The following is a 22,943-nucleotide window of genomic DNA, read 5'->3' as shown; positions in this document are numbered from 1 at the left end:
AGCCGACCCTATTCCAGGTCGACGCCATCATTCAGGCGTTCGCGCATTTCCTTGCCCGTCTTGAAATAGGGCACGGCCTTGCCGTCGACATCCACATGCGCGCCGGTGCGCGGGTTGCGGCCGGTACGCGCGGGGCGGGCCTTCACCGAGAAGGCGCCGAAGCCGCGCAGCTCGACACGATCGCCGCGTGCCAGCGCCGCGACGATTTCGTCGAGAATCGCATTCACGATGTTCTCGACATCGCGCTGATAGAGATGCGGATTTGATTCAGCGATCCGCTGCACCAGTTCGGACTTGATCATCGACGCCCCGGCCCCTTTTTTGTTCGGCTCGTCGGTACTCCAAAAAATTGATATTTTGGAAGCTCTTGGCCCCGTCTAGCCTCCCCGAGGGTGCCAGAGGGCCAGAAGACCGTCAAGGCGGGCCTGCGCTGCGGCCCCACCGGCCGCATCTGCCACGATCCGGGCGATATCTTCAAGCCCGATCAACGACATCAGCCTAATTGAAATGCCGTGCAGCCAGCCAAATTCGTCGCCACTGCGGCGCGTATGCCAGTCACGGACGGGAAGATCCTTATCGATGCCCCGTTCGCGCTCCAGCCAGTCGCGGCCGGTGCGCTCGTCGCCGATCTCGTCGATGAGGCGCAGCGGCAGGGCCTGGTGGCCGGTGAACACCCGCCCGTCGGCGGCGAGGGCCAGCTTGTCGCCCTCCAGCAGCCGGCGTTCGGCCACCAGCCCCTTGAACCAGGCATAGCTGTCCTCGACCAGCGAGCGCACCGCCGCGCGGGCGTCCTCGGTGGGCGGATCGAACATGTTGGGCGCCGCCTTGAGGGGGCTCGACTTGATCTCCTCATAGGAGATGCCGACATTCTTCATCAGTTCGGCGAAGTTGGGGAACTGGAACAGCACGCCGATCGAGCCGACCAGCGCGTTGCGCGGCGCGACGATGTGGTCGGCACCCATGGCGGCGATATAGGCGCCCGACGCCGCCATGCCATTGACCACCGCGACGATGGGCTTCTTCTCCGCCAGCCGGCGCAGCGCGTCATAGAGCGCGGCCGAGCCGACCACCGTGCCGCCGGGGCTGTCGATGGAGAGAATCACCGCCTTGGCGCCTGATTTGCCGATGGCCTCCAGCATCTCGATCCGCTCGCGCTCATTGCGGATGATGCCGCCAATGGTGACGCGGGCGACATGCGCGGAGGCGCGCGGCAGCACCGCGCCATCGCTCCACCAGGCGAAGGCGCCGAGCCCGCCGAGCAGTACCACCAGCAGCGCGAGCACCCGCCAGAAGGCGAGCTTGCGCCGCAGCCGGCGGCGGGCGAGCACCTCGTCGACATCCAGTGCGCTTGCGGCCATCGCGTCCTCCTGCTTCAGCGCCAAGGGGTAGCGGCGGAGCGGAAGCGGCGCAAGGGCGGGGCGCCGTGCCGCGTCAGGCCTACCCGCCGTGCTTTTCCAGAAAGGCCTCGATCGGCAGCGCGCGGAAATCCTCCAGCGCCGCCCTCAGGCGGGCATGGTCCCAGTCCCACCAGGCCAGCGCTTGCAACCGCTCGGCGACGGCGGGCGGGAAGCGCTCGCGCACCGGCCTGGCCGGCACGCCGGCAACGATGGTGTAGGGCGCGACGTCCTTGGTCACCACCGCGCCGGCCGCGATCACCGCGCCATCGCCGATGCTTCGGCCGGGCAGCACGATGGCGCCATGGCCGATCCACACATCATGGCCGATGCACACCGGCTGGGCGCGGCGCCAGGCGAAGAAATCCGGCTCGTCCTGCGCATCGTCGAAATAGGCCGAGGCGCGGTAGGTGAAATGCGACTGGCTCGCCCGCTGCATCGGGTGGTTGCCCGGGTTGATCCGGGTCATGGCGGCGATGGAGGTGAAGCGGCCGATGCGGGTGTAGGCGATGTCCGAATCGTTGACCACGTAGGAATAGTCGCCCAGCTCCACTTCCAGCAGCTGGGTGCGCGGGCCGACTTCGGTGTAGCGCCCCAGCGTCGAGCGCGTGACCTCGGCGGTGGGGTCGACGGTTGGCACCGGGCCGAGCTTGAGCGCCATGGCCGTGTCTCCACCTCAGCTGCCGAAGGGAAAGCGGGCGATCAGCCGGAAGGGTCCGGCCTCCTGCCGATAGAGGGCGATCTCGCGCACGATCAGCGGCCCGTCGGCGCCACTGGCGGCGAAATGCTCGGCAAGCTCCGCCTCGGCGAGCGCGCGCTCGTCATCGTCCAGCGTGCCGGTCAGCGTCATGTGGAAGCGGAAATCGTCCAGCACATAGGGATAGCCCCAGCGGGCGAGATATTCCTGCTGGCGTGGCGTGAGGGGCGCCCGCAGGCGCTTCTCGCGTTCGGCCTCGCTCATCGGGGCACGGAAATCGTCGAGCGCCGCCACCGTGCCGGCCGCCAGCCGGTCCAGCGCGGCGCTGGGCGCGGCGAGGCGCAGAGCGAGAAAGCGGCCGATGCTGGCCAGCTTCACCCCGGGGGAGGCGAAGCCGGCGCGGTTCTCGGCGAAGCCGGCGCAGGCGGCCCGCAGCTCGTCCTCGCTGCGGCCGGGCGCGAGGCGGAACGGCGCCTTCAGCGTGCCGTGGAAGCCGTAGCGGCGCGGCTCGGCGGTGATCTCGCGCCAGCGCGCGGCATCGAAACGGCGCAGCGGCAGCGGGGGCGCGTCCGTGCCGGTTTCCGCGTCATAGCCGAGCACGGCGGAGCCAAGGCGCCAGAGTGCGCTCTGCGCTGGCGGGGCGAAATAGAGCGCATAGCGCGGCGTTGTCGGCCGGGTGGCGGCGAGTTCGTTGGGAAGCGCGGCGTTCGGCACGGCGGACACGAGCGGGCCCCTCAAAAGACGCGCCGGCCGGCGACGAAGACCTCGTCGATCCGGGGCGTGTCGTCGGCGAGGCGGAAGCGCACCAGATCGGCCCGCAGGCCCGCCTCCAGCCGGCCGCGATCCTCCAGCCGGGCGAGCCGGGCGGGAGCTGAGGTGACGAGGGCCAGCGCGTCAGGAAGGGTGAGGCCGGCGGTGCGGGTCAGCGCCAGCGACGCCTGCAGCAGGCTCGCCGGCACATAGTCCGAGGCGAGAGCGTCGAGCAGCCCCTCGCGGGCGAGATCGCGCATCGACACCCCGCCGGCATGCGAGCCGCCACGCACCACATTGGGCGCGCCGCCAATGGTGGCGAGGCCGCTGTCGCGGGCGGCGCGGGCGGCCTCCATCGTGGTCGGGAATTCGGAAATGGTGCAGCCGGCCGCCACCGCCTCGTCGACATGGGCGGGGGTGGTGTCGTCATGGCTCGACAGCACGAGGCCGGACGAGGCGAACAGCGCCACCATCCGGCTGTAATTGTCGGCGACGGCGCCGCGCGCGCGCTCGATGCGATCGGCCACCTCGGCGTCGATATCGCCGCCGCTCTTGCCGATGCCGGTGAGATAGACCTTGAGATGCTCGACATTGCGCCACTGGCGGGTGCCGGGCGTGTGGTCCATCAGCGAGGCGAGCGCCAGCGTCGGGCGCCCGAGCGCGACATCCACAAGGTCGGGCAGGGTGCGGTCGGTCAGCTCACAGCGCAGATGGACGCGGTGATCGACGCGGAACAGGTCGCGCTCGACGCCCGAATCGACCGCGTCCAGCATGACCTCATACAGCGCCCGCCGGTCCGCCTTGGCCTGGTCGAAACCGCCGGCGCAGATCGCGTCATAGACGGTGGTGACGCCCGAGGCGGCCATCTGCGCGTCATGCGCCAGCGCGGCAGCGCGGGCATCCGGCCAGATCACCCGGGGGCGCGGCACGAAATGGCCTTCCAGCGCGTCGGTGTGCAGGTCAATCAGCCCGGGGGCGAGATAGGCCCCCTCGCAGTCAATGGCGGCGGGAAGCTGCGAGCGGCCTTCGTCGATCGCGCGGATTCGCCCGTCCGAATGGACCAGCGTGCCATCGACGACGCGGTCTTCCAGAACAAGGCGGGCATTGGTGAGAATCACGTCCATGGCGGCGCGTCTCGCATGTTGTTGTGACCGTTCGATGAAGTCGCGTAGGAGCGGATACGTCCGTTCATACCCCACTGGCTCCGCCGTCCGAACGCGGATCATGCGCGCCCTCCAGCCCCGTCTTGCCAGGATGCAGGATGACCGCTCCGGCATGGCCCATCATGTCGGAGAATGATTCGGGGATGATCTCGACATCGTGACCGGCAGAGGCAAGCTGTTCGGCGAGACCGCCATCGAAGGCGCCTTCCAGGTGCAGATTGATAGGGTCGGCGCTCCCCTCGCGCCCGAGCCGCCAGCGCGGAGCACCGATCGCCTCGCCGAGCGGGACGCCGAACAGGGCGTAGCGGCTGATGATCGCCGCATCGGTCTGCGGCTGGCCGTCGCCCCCCGTCGCCCCGAAGGCGACGACGCGACCGTCCGGCAGACGCGCAAGGCCGGGAGCCGGCGTGCAGGGTGGACGGCGGCCGGGCGCGAGGACGTTCTTCGCGCGGTTGTCGAGCGAGAAACCGGTGCCGCGATTGTGCATCAGCAACCCGGTTGCCGGCAGCACGAGGCCGGCCCCGAATACCCCGTGATTCGATTGAATATAGGAGACCACGACGCCGCTGCGATCCGCCGCGCCGACCCACGCCGCCGCACCGGGCATCGCACGATGCGACCAGGGCGCGGCGCGCTTCGAGTCAATCGCCGCCGCCTCGCGGGCGAGCGCCTCAGCCGTGAAGGCATCGGCGGGGTCGTGAAGGAGCAGGTCGCGCTCGGTCATCAGCCCGTCGCGCACCCCGAAGGCCCTCTTGGTGGCCTCGACCAGACCATGGACATGGGCGACGCCGTCCGGCCGCGAGACGCCCGCCCGGGCGAAGAGGGCGAGGATGAGCAATGTCGCCAGGCCCTGCGTCGGCGGGGGCGAAGACCACAATTCCATCTCCGGCAGCTTGACCGTCAGCGGCAGTCGCGTCACGGCGCGGTAAGCCCGCAGGTCGGCGCGGGTCAGGGGGCTGCCGGCGCGCTCCAGATCGGCAGCGATCTCGCGGCCGACATCACCCCGGTAGAAATCCTCCAGCCCGGCGCCGGCGAGCTGCCCCAGCGTGTCGGCCAGCCGCTCGCAGGGCCGCACCGTGCCGACCGCCGGCACCGTGCCGTCGGGGGTCAGAAAAGCCGCCCGGAAGCCGGGGATCGCGTCGAGCTCGGCGCCGGTCGCAAGGCTTGCCCTATACAGCGAGGGAGAAAGAGTATTGCCCGCCCGCGCGTGCTCAATCGCCGCTTCCAGCAGGCGGCGCATCGGCATCTTACCACCGAAAGCGTGCGCGGCCTCCTGCGCCAGCATCCAGCCGCCCACCTGCCCCGGCACGGTGAGCGCGGCAAGCGGGCCGCGCGGCGGGATCTCGTCATGGCCGCGCTCGCGGTAGAACGGGATCGTCGCCTGCGCCCCGGCGGCGCCTGCCGCCTCGATATATCCGACACGCCCGGATGGGTCGCGGATCAGCCAGAACCCATCGCCGCCAAGCTGGGCCATATGGGGGTGGACCACCGCGAGGGTCGCGGCGGCGGCGAGCGCCGCCTCAACCGCGTTGCCGCCCTCCTCCAGCACGGCGCGACCGGCCTCGGTCGCCAGCCAATGGGGGCTCGCGACCATGCCGGCGCCGGCGCGCGCGCTCTCATGAACCAGATCGTGAGCCATTTCGCACTCCACATGCGCCAGCGCGGTAGGTCGGCCGCTTGACCCGCGCCGCCGGGCATAGCAGGTTGCGCCGCGCCGAAGTAGACGGATTGGGACGAGATGAGCACGGGCCGACGCATTCGCTGGGACAATGTCAGCACGGTGGGCAGCGCCGCCATCCTGCTGGGCGCCGAGCTTATCGGGGCCGGCCTTGCCGCCGGCTGGGCCCTTGCCGCCCTGTTCGAGGCCAGCTGGGTGTGGGAGCTCATCTTCGAGGGCGCCTTCGGCTTGCTCGCCCTCTACGGCATCTACCGCTTCGTGATGAAGGCCAAGTCGATCGAGCCCTTCGTCGAAGGCTGAGCGCAAGCGCCAGGCAAGCCTCGCACGCCCCTGCGATACCGCTTGATAGGTATGCATGCCGATATTTCGGGCGCATGCGATAAAAACCGCAAAACCCGCTTGCATATGACAGCGTAGATCCCTAAATCCCGCCTTGCCCAATATTCGCACGTGCCTGTGGTCGCGTGCCGATCGGCGGAAGTCCGGACAAGAGGCCGGAAAGTCGCCAGTAAGATCGGTAGCCGGAGGCGAAACCGGCGCACCTCGCTCTCAGCGGGGAACGTGACTTGAAGCAACGACGTACGGGCTTTTTTGGTCTCTGTCGGCCCTCCAAAGGTCGGGAAACTGAAGAGGCACTACTTCTTGCCGGGCGTGCGGTCGGGTTTCCCGTACCAAGCGAAGGCATTTGACGACGCTGGCGCTCTCCACATGCGCGCAGCGGCGCTCTGATGCCACGGCTCCATTCCAAACGACCGAGCGGCATACGCCGCGCGGTCGGCGGACGGGTGCGCATTCCTGCCATCAACGCGGCCCATTGGCGCCGCGGGCGGGTGTTCGCATCCACATGTCCGCTTCATCTGGATCGAAGCTTCGGGTTGTGGAGACTGACATGACCGACCGTATTCGCGAATTCCTGCGTACCCGCCGTGAAGATGGCCCCTGTGTCGTCGTCGATCTCGACGTGGTCCGCACCAATTATGCCGCCTTCGCCCGGGCGCTGCCGGACACCCGCGTCTTCTACGCGGTGAAGGCGAACCCGGACGCAGCCATTCTCTCGGCCCTGGCCGAGATGGGCTCCTGCTTCGACTGCGCCTCCGTGGCCGAGATCCAGATGGTTCTCGCCGCCGGCGCCACGGCCGACCGCATCTCCTTCGGCAACACCATCAAGAAGGAGCGCGACATTGCGCGCGCCTTCCAGCTGGGCGTGCGCCTGTTCGCGGTCGATTCCACCGAGGAAGTCGAGAAGGTCGCCCGCGTCGCCGCCGGCTCCAAGGTGTTCTGCCGCATCCTGTGCGACGGCGCTGGCGCCGAATGGCCGCTGTCGCGCAAGTTCGGCTGCGAGCCCGACATGGCCGTCGACGTTCTGGAGCATGCCCACCGGCTCGGGCTGGAGGCGCATGGCGTCTCCTTCCATGTCGGTTCGCAGCAGAAGAATGTCGAGGCGTGGGATTCGGCTCTGGCGTCGGCTAGCGCGATCTTCCGCGCCTGCGCCGAGCGCGGCCTCTCGCTCTCGCTGGTCAATCTGGGCGGTGGTTTCCCGGCTAAGTACCTGCAGGACGTTCCGGCGGCCGAAGCCTATGGCGAGGCGATCTTCCGTGCCTTGTCCCGCCACTTCGGCAACGCCATCCCGCAGACCATCATCGAGCCGGGCCGCGGCATGGTCGGCGCGGCCGGCCTCATCGAGGCCGAGGTGGTGCTGATCTCGAAGAAGTCGGACACCGATTCGGTGCGCTGGGTCTATCTCGACATCGGCAAGTTCGGCGGTCTCGCCGAGACGATGGACGAGGCGATCCGCTACCCCATCGTGACGGCGCGCGACGGCGACGCGGTGGAGCCCTGCGTGCTCGCCGGCCCGACCTGCGATTCGGCCGATGTGCTCTACGAGAAGACCCCGGTCATGCTGCCAGTGTCGCTCGCCATCGGCGACAAGGTGCTGATCGAGGCGACCGGCGCCTACACCACCACCTATTCGGCGGTGGCGTTCAACGGCTTCGACCCGCTGCGATCCTATGTGATCTGAGCGGGCCGCGCCCCGCTCTCGTCATCCCGGACGCTGCGGCGATCCGGGATCGCTGGCCGACGACCGATTTCACAATTCCCTGTCCCTCTTTGCCCGGCGATCCCGGGTGTTGGAGGCCGCCAATGACCACGCTTTCGCTCGCCACTGCCGCCCCCGCCATTTCTCTCGAGACGCAGGCCGACATCGCCCAGCGCGAGGCCCTGCTCGATCTTGCCTTCGGCCGCGCCGCCCGCCTCGCCAAGACCAGCGAGCGGCTGCGCGAAGGCCGGAAGCCGGCTAATGGCCTCGCCTTTGCCTCGCACGGCCCGGACGGGCGCGTGGTGGCGACGCTGCGCCTGTGGCATGTGACCGCCGGCCCCGCCCGCCCGGCGCTGCTGCTCGGCCCGCTGGCGGTGCATCCGTGGTTCCGCGACCGTGGCCTCGGCGCGGCGCTGATGAACACCGCCATCTGCGAGGCGACCCGGCTTGGCCATGGCGCCATCCTGCTGGTCGGCGATGCACCCTATTACGCCCGCTTCGGCTTCGATGTCGGGCTGACGGAAGGCCTGTGGCTGCCCGGTGCCTTCGACCGCAGCCGCTTCCTCGGGCTGGAGCTGACCGCCGGAGCGCTCGCGGGCGCGCGCGGCCTGGTCAGCCCCACCGGCGCGCCGGTGGAACTGCCGAGCCTGGGCGAACTGGTGGCGCAGGGCGGCACGGGCGAACTGCGCCGCTCGGCGTGAGCGGGGGGCAGCACCTACCACCCGAACATCGTCATGGCCGGGCTTGACCCGGCCATCCACGCCTTCTCGCGCAAAAGTCGTGGATCCCCGGGTCAGGCCCGGGGATGACAACCCTCTGGCGGCAAGCCCTGACGCGCTGTTCGGCGAGCGGGACAGGGGATGTTGCTCTTGAGCGGAGCCCGCCTCAGCCGACGCTGAGTTCGACCGGGATATTGCCGCGCGTGGCCTTGGAGTAGGGGCACATCTGGTGCGCGGCCTCCAGCACCTCCTCGGTCTGCTCGGGCGTCAGCGCCGGCGCCTTCAGCGAGAGCTTGGCGGCGAGGCTGAAGCCGTCATCGCCCTTCACCAGCGACACCGCGACAGTGACAGCGGCGCCGGTCACATCGAGCTTCTTCTGGTGGCCGACCGCCTCGACGGCCGAACCGAAGCAGGCGGCGTAGCCGGCGGCGAACAGGTGCTCGGGCGTCGTCTTGCCGGAATCGAGCACGCCGTTCTTCGGCATGCCGAGATCGACTGAGACCGAGCCGTCGCTGGTCTGGGAATGACCGCCCCGGCCGCCAATGGCGGTGGCAGTGCCGGTGAAGAGAACGGTGCCGGACATGGAAATCTCCCTTACGAAATGGTGGGGGCTGAAACCGCGCAGCCCGCCCTGAAGATGGGGCGCCCGTCTCGCCGGGCAACCGTGCCGGCGAAATTGACTGGCGCGCCCGCACGGCGGTGAATGTGCACCCCGGGGCGACCTGTTCCCGTTTCGTTTCTTTACGCTTGCCCCATCGCCCGGCGCGTCGTACCTCTCGGGCAACCCGCCCGCACCGCCGGGCACCCCAGTTCGGAGCGCGCCTCCATGCCGATCGCGATCCTGAAGGAGCGTGCCGTCGCCCGCATTGCCGGGGCCGACGCCACCCATTTTCTCGACAATCTGCTCACCGCCCGCACCCCCGCGCCGGGCGCGGCCCGCTATGCCGCGCTGCTCGCCCCGCAGGGCAAGATCGTCGCCGACATGATGGTGTTGGCGACCGAGGGCGGCTTCCGCCTCGACATTCCCCGCGCCGTGGCGCCCGACCTGCTCAAGCGGCTGCAGCTCTACCGGCTGCGGGCCAAGGTGGAGATCGGCCTGCTCGACGACCTCGTCGTCGCGGTCGCTTGGGATGGGGTGAGCCCGCTGATCGACACGCTGGCCTATGACGACCCGCGCCTGCCGGCGCTCGGCCGGCGCTTCCTGCTGCCGGCCGCCGAGGCGGCGCAGATCGCGATGGTGCCGGAGGCCGAATGGCACGCCCACCGCATCAGCCTTGGCGTGCCCGAGGGCGGGCAGGATTTTCTCTATGGCGACGCCTTCCCGCACGAGGCCGACATGGACCAACTCGGCGGCATCGATTTCGACAAGGGCTGCTATGTCGGGCAGGAGATCGTCAGCCGCATGCAGCATCGCGGCACGGCGCGCACCCGCATCATCCCGCTCGCTCTGTGCGGCCCGCCGCCGGCCGAGGGCACGCCGATCACCGCCGGCGGCAAGAGCATCGGCCGCATCGGCTCGGGCGTGAACGGGCGGGCGCTGGCGCTGGTGCGGCTCGACCGGCTGGAGGAGGCCCGCGCCGCCGGCCATGTGGTGGAGGCCGAAGGCGCCGCGCTGGTGCCCGAGCGCCCGGCCTGGGTGCGCTTCGCCATTCCGGGCACGGAGGACGCTTCATGAGGGAGAATCGGCCGTGAAGGTTCACACCCATGAAGACGGGCTGACCCGCTGCGCCTGGTGCGGCACCGATCCGCTCTATGTCGCCTATCACGACACCGAATGGGGCGTGCCGGAATATGACGACCGCGCGCTGTTCGAGAAGCTGATCCTCGACGGCTTCCAGGCCGGGCTCGCCTGGATCACCATTCTGCGCAAGCGCGAGGGGTTTCGCGCGGCGTTCGACGGTTTCCAGCCGGAGATCATCGCCCGCTACACCCCCGACAAGGTGGAGGCGCTGATGCAGGACGCGGGCATTGTGCGCAACCGTTCCAAGATCGAATCGACCATCCGCTCGGCGCAGGCCTGGCTCGACATCCAGGAGCGCGGGCCGGGCTTTTCCAAGCTGCTCTGGGACATTAACGGCCCGGTGCTCGACAATTGCCGCGCGCCCGGCGATCCCGCGCTCGTCACCTCGCCGGTGGCGCTCGCCATGTCGAAGGAACTGAAGAAGCGCGGCTTCAATTTCGTCGGCCCGACCATCGTCTATGCCTTCATGCAGGCGGTGGGCATGGTGGACGACCACGCTGTCACCTGCCACCGCCACGGCGCGCGGGCCTGAAGCCCGGCACGATGCGGGACTGCGCCAAAACCGAACCTGACACGGCCGAGCCCACCATGATCGACCCCGCAACACCGGCCTCCACCGCCAAGCCGCTGCGCGCCTGGCAGCGCATGCTGTCGGGGCGGCGGCTCGACCTGATCAATCCCTCACCGCTCGACATCGAGATCGAGGACATCGCCCATGGCCTGGCCCGCGTCGCCCGCTGGAATGGCCAGACGCGCGGCGAGCACATCTTCTCGGTGGCCCAGCATTCGGTGCTGGTCGAACTCATCGCCCGCCGGCAGGCGGCGCTGCGCGGGGCCGATATCGACCGGCGCTGGCGGCTCGCCATGCTGCTGCACGACGCGCCGGAATATGTGGTCGGCGACATGATCAGCCCGTTCAAGGCGGTGATCGGCGGCGACTATAAGGCGGTGGAAGCCCGGCTGCTGGCGGCGGTGAGCCTGCGCTTCGGCCTGCCGCCGCACTGGCCGGCCACTCTGGTGGCACGGGTCAAGGCAGCCGACCGCGCCAGCGCCTTTCTGGAGGCGACCCGGCTCGCCGGCTTCGAGAGCGCGGAAGCGCGCCGCTTCTTCGGCACGCCCTGCCCGCTCGACAGCGCGGACGAGCGCGACTACCTCACTCCCTGGAGCGCGGATGAGGCGAAGGCACGCTTCCTCGCCCGCTTTCAGGAACTGGTCGCGGAGGCCCCATGATTCACGTCTGCCCGCTCTCCCGTCTCGAAGAGACCGTCACCCGCACCGGCGCCGAGCATGTGCTGAGCGTGATCAACATCGCGACGCCGGTGACGCTGCCGCCCACGGTGCTGCGCGAGAACCATCTCTTCGTCGGCTTCAACGACATTCTCGCCCCCCAGGACGGGCTGGTGCACCCCTCCATCGAGCATGTCGAGGCGATCCTCGGCTTTGCCAGGCGTTGGCCGCGTCGGGCGCCGCTGGTGGTGCACTGCTATCTCGGCGTCAGCCGCTCCACCGCCTCGGCCTATATCGCGGCCTGCGCGCTGGAGCCGGAGCGCGACGAGGCCGAGATCGCCCAGGCGCTGCGCGCCGCCTCCCCCATCGCCACGCCGAACGCGCTGCTGGTTTCGATCGCGGATACGGCGCTCGGTCGTCAGGGCCGCATGAGCGCCGCCATCGCCGCCATCGGCCGTGGCCGCGAGGCGATGGAGAACGAGCCGTTCGAGATCAGGCTGGGGTGAGGGCCCGCAGCCGGCCTTACTCCGGCCAGCATCCTAGGCCCTGGCCGCCCTCTCGCGCTCATCCCCGGGCTTGACCCGGGGATCCACGACTTCGGCGTGAGCGGACGGCAAAGACGTGAATGCCCGGGCCGAGCCCGGGCATGACCCTGTATTGACGGAAAGGTGCCGCGAGCGTAGGCCGCGCGCCGCCCCGCTCAGACTGCCGGCACGCCGGTGGCGGGCAGCACGACGACGCGGGTGCCGGTGGGCACGCGGCGGTACAGGTCGATGATATCCTGATTGATGAAGCGGACGCACCCCGACGACACCTGCGTGCCGATGGTCCAGGGCTCTGTGGTGCCGTGCAGGCGGTAATAGGTGTCGCGCCCGTCCTTGTAGAGATAGAGCGCGCGCGGCCCCAGCGGGTTGGTCGGCCCGCCCGGCAGGCCGCCGGCATAGGGGCCGTAGCGCTCGGGTTCGCGGGCGATCATCGCCGGGGTCGGCGTCCATCCCGGCCATGACGCCTTGCGGGCGACCACGCCTTCGCCGCGAAAATTGAAGCCTTCCTCGCGCCCGACGCCGACGCCGTAGCGCAGCGCCCGTCCATTGGCCATGACGAGATAGGCGAAGCGCTCATTGGGGTCGACCACGATGGTGCCCGGCTGGTAGCGCGTCGGATAGGCCACTTCCTGACGCAGGAAGCGCGGGTCGACCTGCGTGAGGTCGACCGCCGGCACCGGGAACGGCTCGTCGGTGATCGCCGCATACATACGCAGATAATGCGGGTCCATCGCCGGTGGCAGGACGCGGCTCGTCATCGGCTCGCGCGTGGTGGCGCAGCCGGCGAGGGCGAGCGGCGAGGCAAGGAGAAAAAGGCGTCGGTCGAGAAGCATGGGGGCGCACGCGGGAGGAAAGAGGTGGGGAGCGGTGAAATGCGGCAATGATCCTCACCTACAGGCGAAGCATGGCAAACTTCGTGAAGCCGGCGATCACGGGCGTGTCACTGGCCGCTATTGCGCCGAGGTGTGGCCCGGCGGCCGCACCCGGCAGTAACGCGCCACCTTGGGGAGCTAGATCGCGCCCGCTTCCATCAGTTTTGCTGATGGTCATCCTGAAATTTATTCGTTTTCCATCCGGGGCGGCCCGGCGCTAGCCTGAACGCCCAGGGCGGCCCGCCGCGCCGCGCCGATTCGAGGCCCCCGATGTCCGCCCACACCGACGCTCCCCGGCCGAGCCTTGCCGCCCGCGCACCGCTGCTGATCGTGCTCTGCGGCTGCCTCATCGCCATGCTCAGCTTCGGCCCGCGCGCCTCCTCCGGCATCTTCATGCTGCCGATGACGGGCGACTATGGCTGGGGCCGCGACACATTCGGCCTCGCCATCGCCATCCAGAACCTGATCTGGGGCATCGGTACCCCCTTTGCCGGCGCGGTCGCTGATCGCTTCGGGGTGACGCGGGTGCTGTGGATCGGGGCGGCGCTCTATGCCGCCGGCCTGGTCTTGATGGCGTATTCGGCGACGCCGGGAATGCTGCATCTGTCAGCCGGCGTTCTGGTGGGCTTCGGCCTGTCGGGCTGCTCGTTCAACATCGTGATTGCCGCCTTCGGCAAGATGCTGCCGGAGAAGTGGCGCCCGCTCTCCTTCGGCGCCGGGACGGCGGCCGGCTCCTTCGGCCAGTTCCTGTTTCCGCCGCTGGCGGCGGGGCTCAACACCACCATTGGCTGGCACCAGACGCTGCTCGTGTTCGGCCTCGCCATGCTGCTGATCATGCCGCTGGCGCTGGCGCTGGCCGGCGCGCCTCCTGCCGCGAAGGCGGGGGAGCGCCAGCAGTCCATCGGCGCCGCGCTGGGCGAGGCCTTCCGCCATCCCAGCTATGTGCTGCTGGTGCTCGGCTTCTTCACCTGCGGCTTCCAGCTGGCGTTTGTGACCACCCATCTGCCGGCCTATCTGATGGATCGCGGCCTCTCCATCGCCGTGGGCGGCTGGACGCTGGCGGCGATCGGCCTGGCCAACATGGTCGGGTCGCTCGGCTCGGGCTGGCTGTCGAGCCGCATGCCGCGCCGCTATCTGCTGGCGGCGATCTATTTCGCCCGCGGCCTTGCCATCATCGCCTTCATCCTGCTGCCGGCGAACCCGGTAACGGCGATCGGCTTCGGCATCGTGCTCGGGCTGCTATGGCTCTCCACCGTGCCGCCGACCTCGGGGCTGGTGATGCTGATGTTTGGCACCCGCTATCTCGCCATGCTCTACGGCTTCGCCTTTTTCAGCCACCAGGTCGGCGGCTTCCTCGGCGTCTGGCTGGGCGGGCTGCTCTATGAGAGCCTCGGCTCCTATGATTTCGTCTGGTGGCTATCGGTGGCGCTCAGCTTCGCCTCTGCCGTCATCAACCTGCCGATTGTCGAAAAGCCAGTGGCGCGGGCGGCTCTGCCGGCTTCAGGCTGAAGAGCGGCGCGCGTTTGCCAGCTGTTAACCCTCACCCTTCACCATAGGGATCGTGGTACCGAAGGCGTTGCGGCGGGGCCACACCGGCAAGTCGCGTGCCCCGGCAGCAGGGACTGATTCGCCGCGCGGCCTTGACAAGGCAGGCCCTTCGCAGCGCATCGTGAAAACTCCCGAGCGATGGAAACCGTCATGCGCCTGTGTTCTGCCCTGCCGGCTGCTGCCCTTCTCGCCGCCACCCTGGTGGCGCCGATGGCTTCCGCCTCGGCCGAGACGCTGACGGCGCAGGAGGCCCAGCGCTTCGTGGTCGGGCAGACGTTTTCCTATACCTGCTATGAGGGCACGGCCGGCTCGGGCCGCATCCTGCCGGACGGCTCGGTCGCCGGCACCATCCAGATGCGCGGCAAGGGCAATGCACGCTATGTGACGCTGCCCGCCGGCACCATCATGGTGCGGGGCGAATCCGTGTGCGCCAAGCTGAAGGGCGTGGCGTTCCAGCCCTGCTTCGAGCTGGAGAAGACCGACAAGGTGAGCTTCCGTGGCAACCTCGCCGGGGCGGACCGGCTGTGGTGCGAGTTCAAGCGCGGTGGCAGCGGCCGCACCCGGTTGGCCGAGCGCGCGGTGGCGCCCAAGCCGGTAGATCGCGCCGAGACCGTGCCGGTCGAGACGGCGGAAATCGATCCGGTAAAGTAGTCGACCCGCGCGGGTTGAGACGCCGGATCTGCCGTCCTAACGGGGTCCGGGCGAGAGTTGAAGGCGGGAACCGCCTCGGAATAACCGTTACAGATGAGGCTCGACGAGCTGCGACGCTGCCAGCGGCAGGCAGGCGGACGAGGCGTTGCTGTCAATCGCCCCAACATTGCGGAAATGCAAGGGCGCTCGGGTATTCGCGGCTATCGCGTTGCGGCCTGCGTTGGATTACCTCCGAGCAACGACAGGCGCCGCCTGCCCGCTCCTCTAACGCTCCCGCGAGATCCGCCATGATTGATTCCCGTTCCGCCCCTTACGGCGCCTTTGTGCTGCGCGTCGCGCTCGGCCTGATGTGGGTGTCCCACGCCCTGCTGAAATACGCCGTGTTCACCATTCCCGGCTTTGCCGGCTTCCTCGGCAGCCTCGGGCTGCCGGAAGCGCTGGCCTGGCCGATCTTCCTGGCCGAGCTGATCGGCGGCCTGCTGATCATCGCCGGCGTCTATGCCCGCCATGTTGCGCTGCTGCTGATCCCGGTCATGGCCGGCGCCATGAGCGTTCACATTCCCAATGGCTGGCTGTTTTCCGCTGCTGGCGGCGGCTGGGAATATCCCGGCTTCCTGATCGTCGCATCCTTCGCGCTCTGGCTGATCGGCGATGGCGCCTTCGCGCTGCGCGCGCGTCCTCTGTTCTTCATCGGCGCCGCGGCGCGCTGAGCCTGAAGACCGGTCAACAAAAAGGGCGGGTCCCGCTGGACCCGCCCCTCTTTTATTTCAGTCGCGCGCGCGAGGGGCGGCCTCAGCCGCCATTCCCCGGCTTCTCGGCATCCTGCGTCTTGTCCGCCGCGGCCTTCTGCGGCTCGACGGCCGGCGTCGCCTCGGTCTTCTGGATCGGCGCCGCGCCAGCCTTAACGCGCTCGGCCTCATCCAGGCCCACCGCGATCTTGCGCTCGATATCGGCCAGCTCGTCCGGCTCGGGCTTCAGGTCGCGGGCGTGGTTCCACTTGAAGCGGGCTTCCAGCTTGCGGTCGACCTTCCAATAGGCGTCGCCGAGATGGTCGTTGATCACCGCCTCGTTCGGCTTGAGCTCGACCGCACGCTCGAGTTCGCGCACGGCCTCGTTGTAATGACCGGTGCGGAAATAGGCCCAGCCGAGGCTGTCGATGAAGAAGCCGTCATCGGGGCGCAGCGCCACCGCCTTGCGGATCATCTCAGTGCCGGCCTCCAGGTTCACCCCCTGGTCGATCCAGCTATAGCCGAGATAGTTCAGCACATGCGGCTGGTTGGGGCTGAGTTCCAGTGCCTTCTTGAGATCGGCCTCGGACTTGTCCCACTGCTTGGTGCGCTCGTAGCAGGTGCCGCGGAAGTAATAGAGCACCCAGTCCTTGGCCTGCGGCGTGCCGAGCTGGTCGATGGCGGCGGTGTAAACCTCCGCAGCCTCGGCGAACTTCTCGTTCGCGCGCAGCACGTCGCCCAGTGCCATGATCGAGCGCTGGTCCTTCACATCCCCGGCAACCACCTGCTTGAGCACGGCGAGCGCCTCGTCATGCTTGTCGATGGCGTCGAGATTGAGCGCGCGCTGCACCTCGGCATTCATCTTGAAGGGCGAAGAGTCGGGCACGGCGGCGAAGAGGGCGATGGCGTCCTCGTGCCGCTTCATCGTCTCGAACAGGTCGGCAAGGGTGATGGCCATCAGCGGCTGTGAGGGATCGAGCCAGCGGCCGAGCTGCAGATAAACGAGGGCAAGGTCCTCGCCACCCTGCCGGCCGAGCGCCGCGCCGAGGCCGTACAGCACCTCCGCCGCGCCGGCGACCGGGGTGGTCACCAGCGGAGGAAGCGTCTTGCCCGCATTCAGCTGTTCCAGCGAGCGGGCGACCAGGGGGTCGCCGGGCACCAGCTTGTCGAACGCTTCATAGGTCGAGATCGCCAGCGCCTTGTCGGCATTGCGCGAGGCCCAGCGGGCATAGGCATCGACGACGCGCAGCGTGCGCGGATCGAGCTTGAGCGCCGCCTCCAGCCGCTGGCCGGCTTCTTTCTTGACGCCGGCCGCATCGAGCAAGAGCCCGGCGTGGAAATCCTTGAAGCCGGCATACCATTCCGGGCCCTGCAGCGCGTCGATCGCCTTGACGCCAGCGCGCGCATCGCCCGAGCCGAACTGGCTCCAGGCGCTGAGCAGGGTGGCGTTCAGCTCGGCGATGGCCCCCTGGCCGGAGCGGCGCAGATTGCTGCGGGCGGTGACATATTGCTTGGCCTTGATCGCCCGCACGCCGAGCACCAGCCGTGCCAGCGTGTGCTCGGGATCAATCCGCACCAGCCGCTGGGCCAGCCCGACCGCCTCGTCGATGGAGCCTTCCGCCAGCAGGGTAAGGAAGGCGCGCTCCAACAATTCGCGCTGGCGCGGGAAAAGCCGGGCCAGCTCGCGGTAATAGGCGGCGGCGGCGGCCGTGTCGCGTTCGGTGATTGCGAGGCGCGCGGCGAGATAATTGCCCGCTGGCGAGGAGCGGGCGATGAAGTCTGCCGGCGGGGCGTCGGCACGCGCGGGCAGCGCGACACCCAACGCCGTGAGCGTAGCGAGAATGGCCGCTCCCGGCCGCAGCGACAAACGTCGAAACGTCAAGTTGGAACCTCCTGCGGCAAGCGGAACGCCCCGCGCCACGCGGGTGGCGCCGGGCTCCGGCCTTTGTGGCAGATTGGTCCTTTTTAGCAGCCCCTGCAATAACGGGAGGCTAATGCGGACCGGGCCGATGAGGGCCCGGCATCACATTTTCAGACCCGTCGGCCAAGAATAAGGCCGATCACCGCCGCACCGGCCGCAATGCCGAGAACGGTCTTCACGCTGGCGGGAGGCATCCCGGCCGGCGTCGCCGGGTCGACGCCCGGCGCCATGCCGGAAGCCGCCGGGGGCACGGCAGCAAAGGCACCATAGCCGCCAAGGCTAACCGACCGAGGTCGCCGCCCCCGCAGCAGAGCGACGAGAAGGAAGATCAGGCCCATCACAAACAGGAATCCGCCGATCGCCAGCGCGGCGGTCAGCGCGTCATAGCGGTCAGCCAAGGCGATGAAGGAGGCGATCATGAAGAACACCGCCGCGCACGCGATCAGCAAACCACCAATCGCGCAGAGCAAGGCCGTGCGTGCGGCCCTGCGCGCCATGAGGCGAATCTCTCCGCCGAATATCGCCAGCAAAAGGCGAAGCATCACTTGCCCCGCGACAGCAGGCCAAGCAGGAAGCCGACCCCCAGCGCCGCGAGCACCGAGCCATAGGGGTTACGTTCGATGGTGGCGCCGAGATCGCCGGTCAGCGCCTGGGCGCGCACCTTGGCATCGTGCAGGGCGGCATAGCCTTCGTCGGCAAGACCGGAAGCGGCAGCCTCGGCGCGCGCGGCGCCCGAGCGAAACCGGCCAGCGATGGCGTCAGCGGCCGAAGCGCCTTCCGACTTGGCGATGGTGGCGAGCGTCTCGGTGAGCTTCGCGACATCGCTCCGCAGGGTCGAGAGGTCGGCGGACAGCTTGGCGAAATCGTCCTGCGGCTGGGCCATGTGTATCTCCGGATAAGGAACATTGGGTCGACGTGCCACGTAAACGCGGCCGCGCCCGTCATGGTTCCCAGTCTAGACGGTAATCAGCGGCGCCGGAACTCGTAGTATCCCGGCCGGCGGCCCTCCCGCAGGGCTTTGGCCTCATAGCGCGTGCCCGGCCAGCCGGCCCAGGCAAGGCGCCAGTCGTCAGCGCGTTCCGCCGTCCAGTCGAAGCGTGGATCGGCCAGAAGCTGGCGCAGCGTCCACGCCGCATAATGCTCGATATCGGTGGCGAAGCGGAAATGCCCGCCGGGCAACAGCAGCCGGGCGATGCGGTCGATATTGTCGGCCTGCACGAAGCGCCGCTTCCAGTGCCGGCGCTTGGGCCAGGGGTCGGGATAGAGCAGGTCGATGCGCGCAAGGCTGGCGGCGGGCAGGCGGTCAAGCAGGGGAATGACGTCGTCGCCATAGAGCCGGACATTGGCCAGCCCCTTTTCGCTCACGCTGGTCGTCGCCTTGGCGATGCCGTTGAGGAACGCCTCGGCGCCGATATAGCCGATGTCAGGGTGGCGCTGCGCCTCGGCCACCAGATGCTCGCCGCCGCCGAAGCCGATTTCCAGCCGCACCTCGCGCACGGGATGAAGGAAGAGGTCGGCGAGCGGCGCCGCGCCGACCTCGTCCAGCCCGATGGCAAGGCGCGGCAGGTCCTGCACCATGTGGGCGGCCTGCGCGGTGCGCAGCTTCTTGCCCTTGCGCCGGCCATAGAAAGCGGCCTCACGGGGGGAGGGGGCGCCCTCCGGCGGCCTGTCGCCGGTCGTGCGGGGGCGGGTGTCGTCGGCGGCGGTCATGCGGGATGCTCGAAACAGGGGCGGGGCGGACATGGCCTGTCCGCCCCGCATAAGCGCAGTGTCTTCCGCGCGCAATCGCGCGCGGGGCGTCAATGTCAACCGACGGCGGACTTCAGCGCCTCGACGAGATCGGTCCGCTCCCACGAGAAGCCGCCATCGGCTTCCGGCGCGCGGCCGAAATGGCCATAGGCGGAGGTGCGGGCGTAGATCGGCTTGTTGAGGCCGAGATGCTCGCGAATGCCGCGCGGGCGCAGGTTCATCACCTCGCGCAGCGCGGTCTCCAGCTTGGCTTCCTCAACCTTGCCGGTGCCGTAGAGGTCGACATAGACCGCCAGCGGGTCGGACACGCCGATGGCATAGGCCAGCTGGATGGTGCAGCGGTCGGCGAGATCGGCGGCCACCACGTTCTTGGCGAGGTAGCGCGCGGCATAGGCGGCCGAGCGGTCGACCTTGGTCGGGTCCTTGCCGGAGAAGGCGCCGCCGCCATGCGGGGCCGCGCCGCCGTAGGTGTCGACGATGATCTTGCGGCCCGTGAGGCCGCAATCGCCATCCGGCCCGCCAATGACGAACTTGCCGGTCGGGTTGACGTGCCAGACCGTCGCCGGGGTGATCCAGCCATCGGGCAGCGCCTGGCGGATATAGGGCTCCACGATGCTCTGCACATCATGCGAGGAGAGGTCGGCGTCGAGGTGCTGGGTCGACAGCACGATCTGCGTCACCTCGACCGGCTTGCCGCCCTCATAGCGCACCGTCACCTGGCTCTTGGCGTCGGGGCCGAGCACGGTGCTCTCGCCGGAATGACGGGCATCGGCCAGCAGCTTGAGGATCTTGTGGGCGTAATAGATCGGCGCCGGCATCAGCTCGGGCGTCTCGCGGCAGGCATAGCCGAACATGATGCCCTGGTCGCCGGCACCCTCGTCCTTGTTGCCGGCGGAATCGACACCCTGGGCGATGTCGACCGACTGCGCGTGCAGATGCACGTCGATCGCGGCCTTCTCCCAGTGGAAGCCGTCCTGCTCGTAGCCGATATCCTTGATCGCGAGCCGGGCGATATGGCTCAGGAAATCCTTGGTCAGCTGCGCCGGGCCGCGCGTCTCGCCGGCGATCACCACCCGGTTGGTGGTGGCCAGCGTCTCGGCGGCGACGCGCAGATGGCTCGGATCCCAACCGAATTCCGGACCGTGCTTGAAGAAGGCATCGACGATCTCGTCGGAGATGCGGTCGCACACCTTGTCGGGGTGGCCCTCGGAGACGGATTCGCTAGTGAAGAGATAGGCTTGGCGGGACACGAGTCGGCTCCTCGATTCTCGGCAGGCGCATATGCCCGCGCCCGGCCGCGCATCTTTTGCAAGCGCGGTCGGGGCGGTCAAGGTTTTAAAGGCGGAATCGTTCGGAAAAAAGAACGCCCCTGCACCACAGGATCACGCCGCCGGGCTCGGCTCGGCAAGAGCCTCGACCAGGTCGACGATACGGCGGCGGACCTTGCCGTCAGCGATCTTGAGGAACGCGCGGGTGAGGGCGAGCCCTTCCGATGAGGCCAGGAAATCCGAGACATAGGCCGGCGAGGCGTCCTCGGCGAAGCCGGCGACATCGCCCGTCATGGTGGGGGCGCCCTCGAAGAAGAAGGCCACCGGCACGGAGAGCACCTGCGAGATATTCTGCAGGCGGCTGGCGCCGATCCGGTTGGTGCCCTTCTCGTATTTCTGGATCTGCTGGAAGGTGATGCCGAGGCTCTCGCCGAGTTTTTCCTGGCTCATGCCGACCATCATGCGACGCATGCGGACCCGGCTGCCGACATACTTGTCGACGGGATTGGGAGATTTCTTCGTCATCGGCTTCCCCGACTGCAAACAAAAAAATACCTCCCCCCCGGTTCAGAGGGAGAGAAGCAGTGCCCGAGCCCGTGGACAGTCTAGGCGCAGCGCGTTCCGGCGTCGATCAATCTAGACGTGCATAGCTCGCAAACGCAGCACGAGCGCCCCGCAGAGGCAGCCAAGAAGCAACATCCACGGTATCACCCTGCCAAACGCGGCATAAGGGGTAGCGGACAAAGCTTGTGGGAGGCTGTCGTCCAATACGCCTCGCACACCCAAGGGTAGAACCGCGCTGATTCGTCCCAGCGGGTCGATAATGGCGGAGATGCCATTGTTGGTTACCCGGACCAGGGGCAAGCCTTGCTCGACCGCCCGCAGGCGGGACTGCTCGAAATGCTGGTAAGGGCCCGGGGTGAGGCCGAACCAGGCATCGTTGGACAGGTTCAGCAGGAAGCCCGGCCGCGCCCCTGCCTCGCCGGCCCCCGCGCCGGACACGGACATCACCTCGTCCGGAAAGATCGCCTCATAGCAGATCAGCGGAACCGCATCGGGCAGGCCGGGAATGGGCAACAGGCTGCGCGAGGGCGCGGCGGCAAACCCTCCGCGCAGCCGGGTGAGCGCCTCCAGCCCCATGGCCTCCAGCGTTTCCTGAAACGGCAGGTATTCGCCAAAAGGAACGAGGTGCACCTTGTCGGCATTGCCGCGGATCATGCCTTCCGAATCGATCACCCGCACGGCGTTGAACACGTCCGGACGCTCGCGGCCTGGCACCGGCTGGTAGCGCGCGGCGCCTGTTATGAGGGTGGTGCCGCGCGGCAGCATCGCCACGATCCGCGCCAGCGCTTCCGGTTCGCGTTCGAGGAAAAAGGGGAAGGCCGATTCCGGCCAGAACAGATGGGTAATGCCGGCGAGCCCGCCCTGGCTCTCGCTGGTGGCGAGATAGAGGTCCATCACGGTGCGGCGGGCGTCGTAGCGGAATTTCTGGTCCTGCGGCAGGTCGGGCTGCATCAGCCGCAGCCGCACGCCCGGCACTGTGCCGACCTCCGTGGTGGCAAGGCGCCACTGGCCGCCCGCCCACAGCGCCGCGAGCAGCCCGACGCCAAGGGCGAGCGGCATATGGCGGGCGCGGCGCGAGCCGAGCGGGCTGAACAGCGCCGCCGGGCTGGCGAGGCACACCAAGGTGAGGAGGCACAGGCCGATCAGCCCGACGACCGAGGCGACCTGGGCGAAGCGCAGATCGGTGGCCAGCGCATAGCCGAAATCGTTCCAGGGGAAGCCGGTCAGCAGCGTGCCGCGCGCCGTCTCCGCCAAAGTGAGGGCGACCGCGAAGGCGAGGATCCGTCCCGGTCCGCGGGTCCACAGCAGCCGGGCGAGCACACAGCCGAGCCCGGTATAGAGGGCGAGGCAGGCGGGCAAGCCGATCACCGCGAACGGCATCAGCCACATGAAGACCTCGGCCTGCACGAGAAACGCCTGGCCGATCCACCACAGGCCGGCGACGAAATAGCCCATGCCGAACAGCCAGCCGGCGGCAAAGCTCGCCCGCAGCGCCCGGCGCAGCGGCAGATCCAGCGTGGCGTCGATCAGAAAAACCAGCACGGGCAGCGTCAGCGCCAGCACCGGCCATAGCCCGAAGGGCGGCATGGCCAACGCCGAGAGCCCGCCGGCCGCAAGGGCGGCGAGCGCGCGCCAGCGGGCGGGGGCCGCCTGCAGCCGCTCTGGCGTCAGCATCGACGACGCGCTCGCC

25 protein-coding genes are annotated in these 22,943 nt (G+C 68.7%); 10 read left to right on the top strand and 15 right to left on the bottom strand.

Annotation, left to right across the window (positions count from 1 at the left end):
• Positions 1–8: 8 nt before the first annotated feature.
• From ihfB to A3M1_RS0108875, 6 genes are all read right to left on the bottom strand, one after another.
• Positions 9–302 carry an integration host factor subunit beta gene (ihfB, locus tag A3M1_RS0108900; protein ID WP_018388608.1) on the bottom strand — a complete coding sequence of 98 codons (294 nt, stop codon included), beginning with the start codon at positions 300–302 and terminating at the stop codon, positions 9–11.
• Between the two features lie 75 nt (positions 303–377).
• Positions 378–1,358: a signal peptide peptidase SppA gene (gene sppA, locus A3M1_RS0108895; protein ID WP_018388607.1), complete on the bottom strand. Its 981-nt coding sequence runs from the start codon at positions 1,356–1,358 to the stop codon at positions 378–380.
• A 79-nt stretch (positions 1,359–1,437) separates the two neighbouring features.
• Positions 1,438–2,055, bottom strand: coding sequence for a DapH/DapD/GlmU-related protein (locus tag A3M1_RS0108890; RefSeq protein WP_018388606.1), 618 nt, complete (start codon positions 2,053–2,055; stop codon positions 1,438–1,440).
• A 15-nt stretch (positions 2,056–2,070) separates the two neighbouring features.
• On the bottom strand, positions 2,071–2,814 hold the full coding sequence (locus tag A3M1_RS0108885) for a DUF1045 domain-containing protein (protein ID WP_018388605.1): 744 nt from the start codon (positions 2,812–2,814) through the stop codon (positions 2,071–2,073).
• Positions 2,815–2,825: 11 nt separating this feature from the next.
• Complete coding sequence (locus A3M1_RS0108880) at positions 2,826–3,965, bottom strand: alpha-D-ribose 1-methylphosphonate 5-triphosphate diphosphatase (protein WP_018388604.1); 1,140 nt, start codon at positions 3,963–3,965, stop codon at positions 2,826–2,828.
• A gap of 64 nt (positions 3,966–4,029) precedes the next feature.
• The gene (locus tag A3M1_RS0108875; protein WP_018388603.1) at positions 4,030–5,643 is read right to left on the bottom strand and encodes a gamma-glutamyltransferase family protein; all 1,614 of its coding nucleotides are present in this window, start codon (positions 5,641–5,643) and stop codon (positions 4,030–4,032) included.
• 99 nt (positions 5,644–5,742) lie between these two features.
• On the opposite strand from A3M1_RS0108875, the gene A3M1_RS0108870 reads away from it, so the two are divergent.
• The 3 genes from A3M1_RS0108870 (at position 5,743) to A3M1_RS0108860 (ending at position 8,421) form a co-directional block, all read left to right on the top strand.
• On the top strand, positions 5,743–5,982 hold the full coding sequence (locus A3M1_RS0108870) for a hypothetical protein (protein WP_018388602.1): 240 nt from the start codon (positions 5,743–5,745) through the stop codon (positions 5,980–5,982).
• 589 nt (positions 5,983–6,571) lie between these two features.
• Complete coding sequence (locus A3M1_RS0108865; RefSeq protein WP_018388601.1) at positions 6,572–7,702, top strand: type III PLP-dependent enzyme; 1,131 nt, start codon at positions 6,572–6,574, stop codon at positions 7,700–7,702.
• A gap of 122 nt (positions 7,703–7,824) precedes the next feature.
• Positions 7,825–8,421, top strand: a complete 597-nt coding sequence (locus A3M1_RS0108860; protein ID WP_018388600.1) for a GNAT family N-acetyltransferase — start codon at positions 7,825–7,827, stop codon at positions 8,419–8,421.
• 184 nt (positions 8,422–8,605) lie between these two features.
• On the opposite strand, the gene A3M1_RS0108855 is transcribed toward A3M1_RS0108860, so the two are convergent.
• Complete coding sequence (locus A3M1_RS0108855; protein WP_018388599.1) at positions 8,606–9,022, bottom strand: Ohr family peroxiredoxin; 417 nt, start codon at positions 9,020–9,022, stop codon at positions 8,606–8,608.
• 243 nt (positions 9,023–9,265) lie between these two features.
• On the opposite strand from A3M1_RS0108855, the gene A3M1_RS0108850 reads away from it, so the two are divergent.
• The 4 genes from A3M1_RS0108850 to A3M1_RS0108835 are packed head-to-tail and all read left to right on the top strand — an operon-like array spanning position 9,266 to position 11,913.
• On the top strand, positions 9,266–10,114 hold the full coding sequence (locus A3M1_RS0108850; protein ID WP_018388598.1) for a folate-binding protein YgfZ: 849 nt from the start codon (positions 9,266–9,268) through the stop codon (positions 10,112–10,114).
• 13 nt (positions 10,115–10,127) lie between these two features.
• Positions 10,128–10,712, top strand: coding sequence for a DNA-3-methyladenine glycosylase I (locus A3M1_RS0108845; protein ID WP_018388597.1), 585 nt, complete (start codon positions 10,128–10,130; stop codon positions 10,710–10,712).
• 56 nt (positions 10,713–10,768) lie between these two features.
• Positions 10,769–11,410 (top strand): YfbR-like 5'-deoxynucleotidase, encoded by a 642-nt coding sequence (locus A3M1_RS0108840; RefSeq protein ID WP_026221227.1) that lies wholly within the window; start codon positions 10,769–10,771, stop codon positions 11,408–11,410.
• Entirely contained in the window at positions 11,407–11,913 is a 507-nt protein-coding gene (locus A3M1_RS0108835; protein WP_018388595.1) for a tyrosine phosphatase family protein, read from the top strand. The genes A3M1_RS0108840 and A3M1_RS0108835 overlap by 4 nt, the downstream gene beginning before the upstream one ends.
• A 194-nt stretch (positions 11,914–12,107) precedes the next feature.
• Here the strand turns inward: A3M1_RS0108835 and A3M1_RS0108830 are convergent, their stop codons facing one another.
• Positions 12,108–12,785, bottom strand: coding sequence for a L,D-transpeptidase (locus A3M1_RS0108830; protein WP_018388594.1), 678 nt, complete (start codon positions 12,783–12,785; stop codon positions 12,108–12,110).
• A gap of 309 nt (positions 12,786–13,094) precedes the next feature.
• Between A3M1_RS0108830 and A3M1_RS0108825 the strand changes: the two genes are divergently transcribed.
• The 3 genes from A3M1_RS0108825 to A3M1_RS0108815 all read left to right on the top strand — a co-directional run bounded on the left by A3M1_RS0108825 (position 13,095) and on the right by A3M1_RS0108815 (position 15,733).
• Positions 13,095–14,333, top strand: a complete 1,239-nt coding sequence (locus A3M1_RS0108825) for an MFS transporter (RefSeq protein ID WP_018388593.1) — start codon at positions 13,095–13,097, stop codon at positions 14,331–14,333.
• 189 nt (positions 14,334–14,522) lie between these two features.
• A complete protein-coding gene (locus A3M1_RS0108820) occupies positions 14,523–15,023 on the top strand; it encodes a hypothetical protein (RefSeq protein ID WP_245261620.1) in 501 nt (166 codons plus the stop codon).
• Between the two features lie 287 nt (positions 15,024–15,310).
• The gene (locus A3M1_RS0108815) at positions 15,311–15,733 is read left to right on the top strand and encodes a DoxX family protein (RefSeq protein WP_018388591.1); all 423 of its coding nucleotides are present in this window, start codon (positions 15,311–15,313) and stop codon (positions 15,731–15,733) included.
• An 82-nt stretch (positions 15,734–15,815) separates the two neighbouring features.
• Here A3M1_RS0108815 and A3M1_RS0108810 read toward each other — a convergent pair whose 3' ends face one another.
• The 7 genes from A3M1_RS0108810 to lnt all read right to left on the bottom strand — a co-directional run bounded on the left by A3M1_RS0108810 (position 15,816) and on the right by lnt (position 22,927).
• On the bottom strand, positions 15,816–17,573 hold the full coding sequence (locus A3M1_RS0108810) for a tetratricopeptide repeat protein (RefSeq protein ID WP_018388590.1): 1,758 nt from the start codon (positions 17,571–17,573) through the stop codon (positions 15,816–15,818).
• A gap of 209 nt (positions 17,574–17,782) precedes the next feature.
• Positions 17,783–18,169, bottom strand: a complete 387-nt coding sequence (locus A3M1_RS0108805) for a hypothetical protein (RefSeq protein WP_245261618.1) — start codon at positions 18,167–18,169, stop codon at positions 17,783–17,785.
• A gap of 44 nt (positions 18,170–18,213) precedes the next feature.
• Positions 18,214–18,555, bottom strand: coding sequence for a hypothetical protein (locus A3M1_RS0108800; protein ID WP_018388588.1), 342 nt, complete (start codon positions 18,553–18,555; stop codon positions 18,214–18,216).
• Positions 18,556–18,638: 83 nt separating this feature from the next.
• Entirely contained in the window at positions 18,639–19,382 is a 744-nt protein-coding gene (trmB, locus tag A3M1_RS0108795) for a tRNA (guanosine(46)-N7)-methyltransferase TrmB (RefSeq protein ID WP_018388587.1), read from the bottom strand.
• A 95-nt stretch (positions 19,383–19,477) separates the two neighbouring features.
• Positions 19,478–20,671 (bottom strand): methionine adenosyltransferase, encoded by a 1,194-nt coding sequence (metK, locus tag A3M1_RS0108790; RefSeq protein ID WP_018388586.1) that lies wholly within the window; start codon positions 20,669–20,671, stop codon positions 19,478–19,480.
• A 132-nt stretch (positions 20,672–20,803) separates the two neighbouring features.
• Positions 20,804–21,214: a helix-turn-helix domain-containing protein gene (locus A3M1_RS0108785; protein WP_018388585.1), complete on the bottom strand. Its 411-nt coding sequence runs from the start codon at positions 21,212–21,214 to the stop codon at positions 20,804–20,806.
• 111 nt (positions 21,215–21,325) lie between these two features.
• Positions 21,326–22,927: an apolipoprotein N-acyltransferase gene (lnt, locus tag A3M1_RS0108780; RefSeq protein WP_018388584.1), complete on the bottom strand. Its 1,602-nt coding sequence runs from the start codon at positions 22,925–22,927 to the stop codon at positions 21,326–21,328.
• Positions 22,928–22,943 lie beyond the last annotated feature (16 nt).

Source organism: Ancylobacter sp. FA202, from assembly GCF_000380205.1.
In the GTDB taxonomy this organism is placed as follows: Bacteria; Pseudomonadota; Alphaproteobacteria; order Rhizobiales; family Xanthobacteraceae; genus Ancylobacter.
The sequence above is the reverse complement of the archived record's forward strand: the minus strand, read 5'-3'. Positions and strand labels throughout refer to the sequence as shown.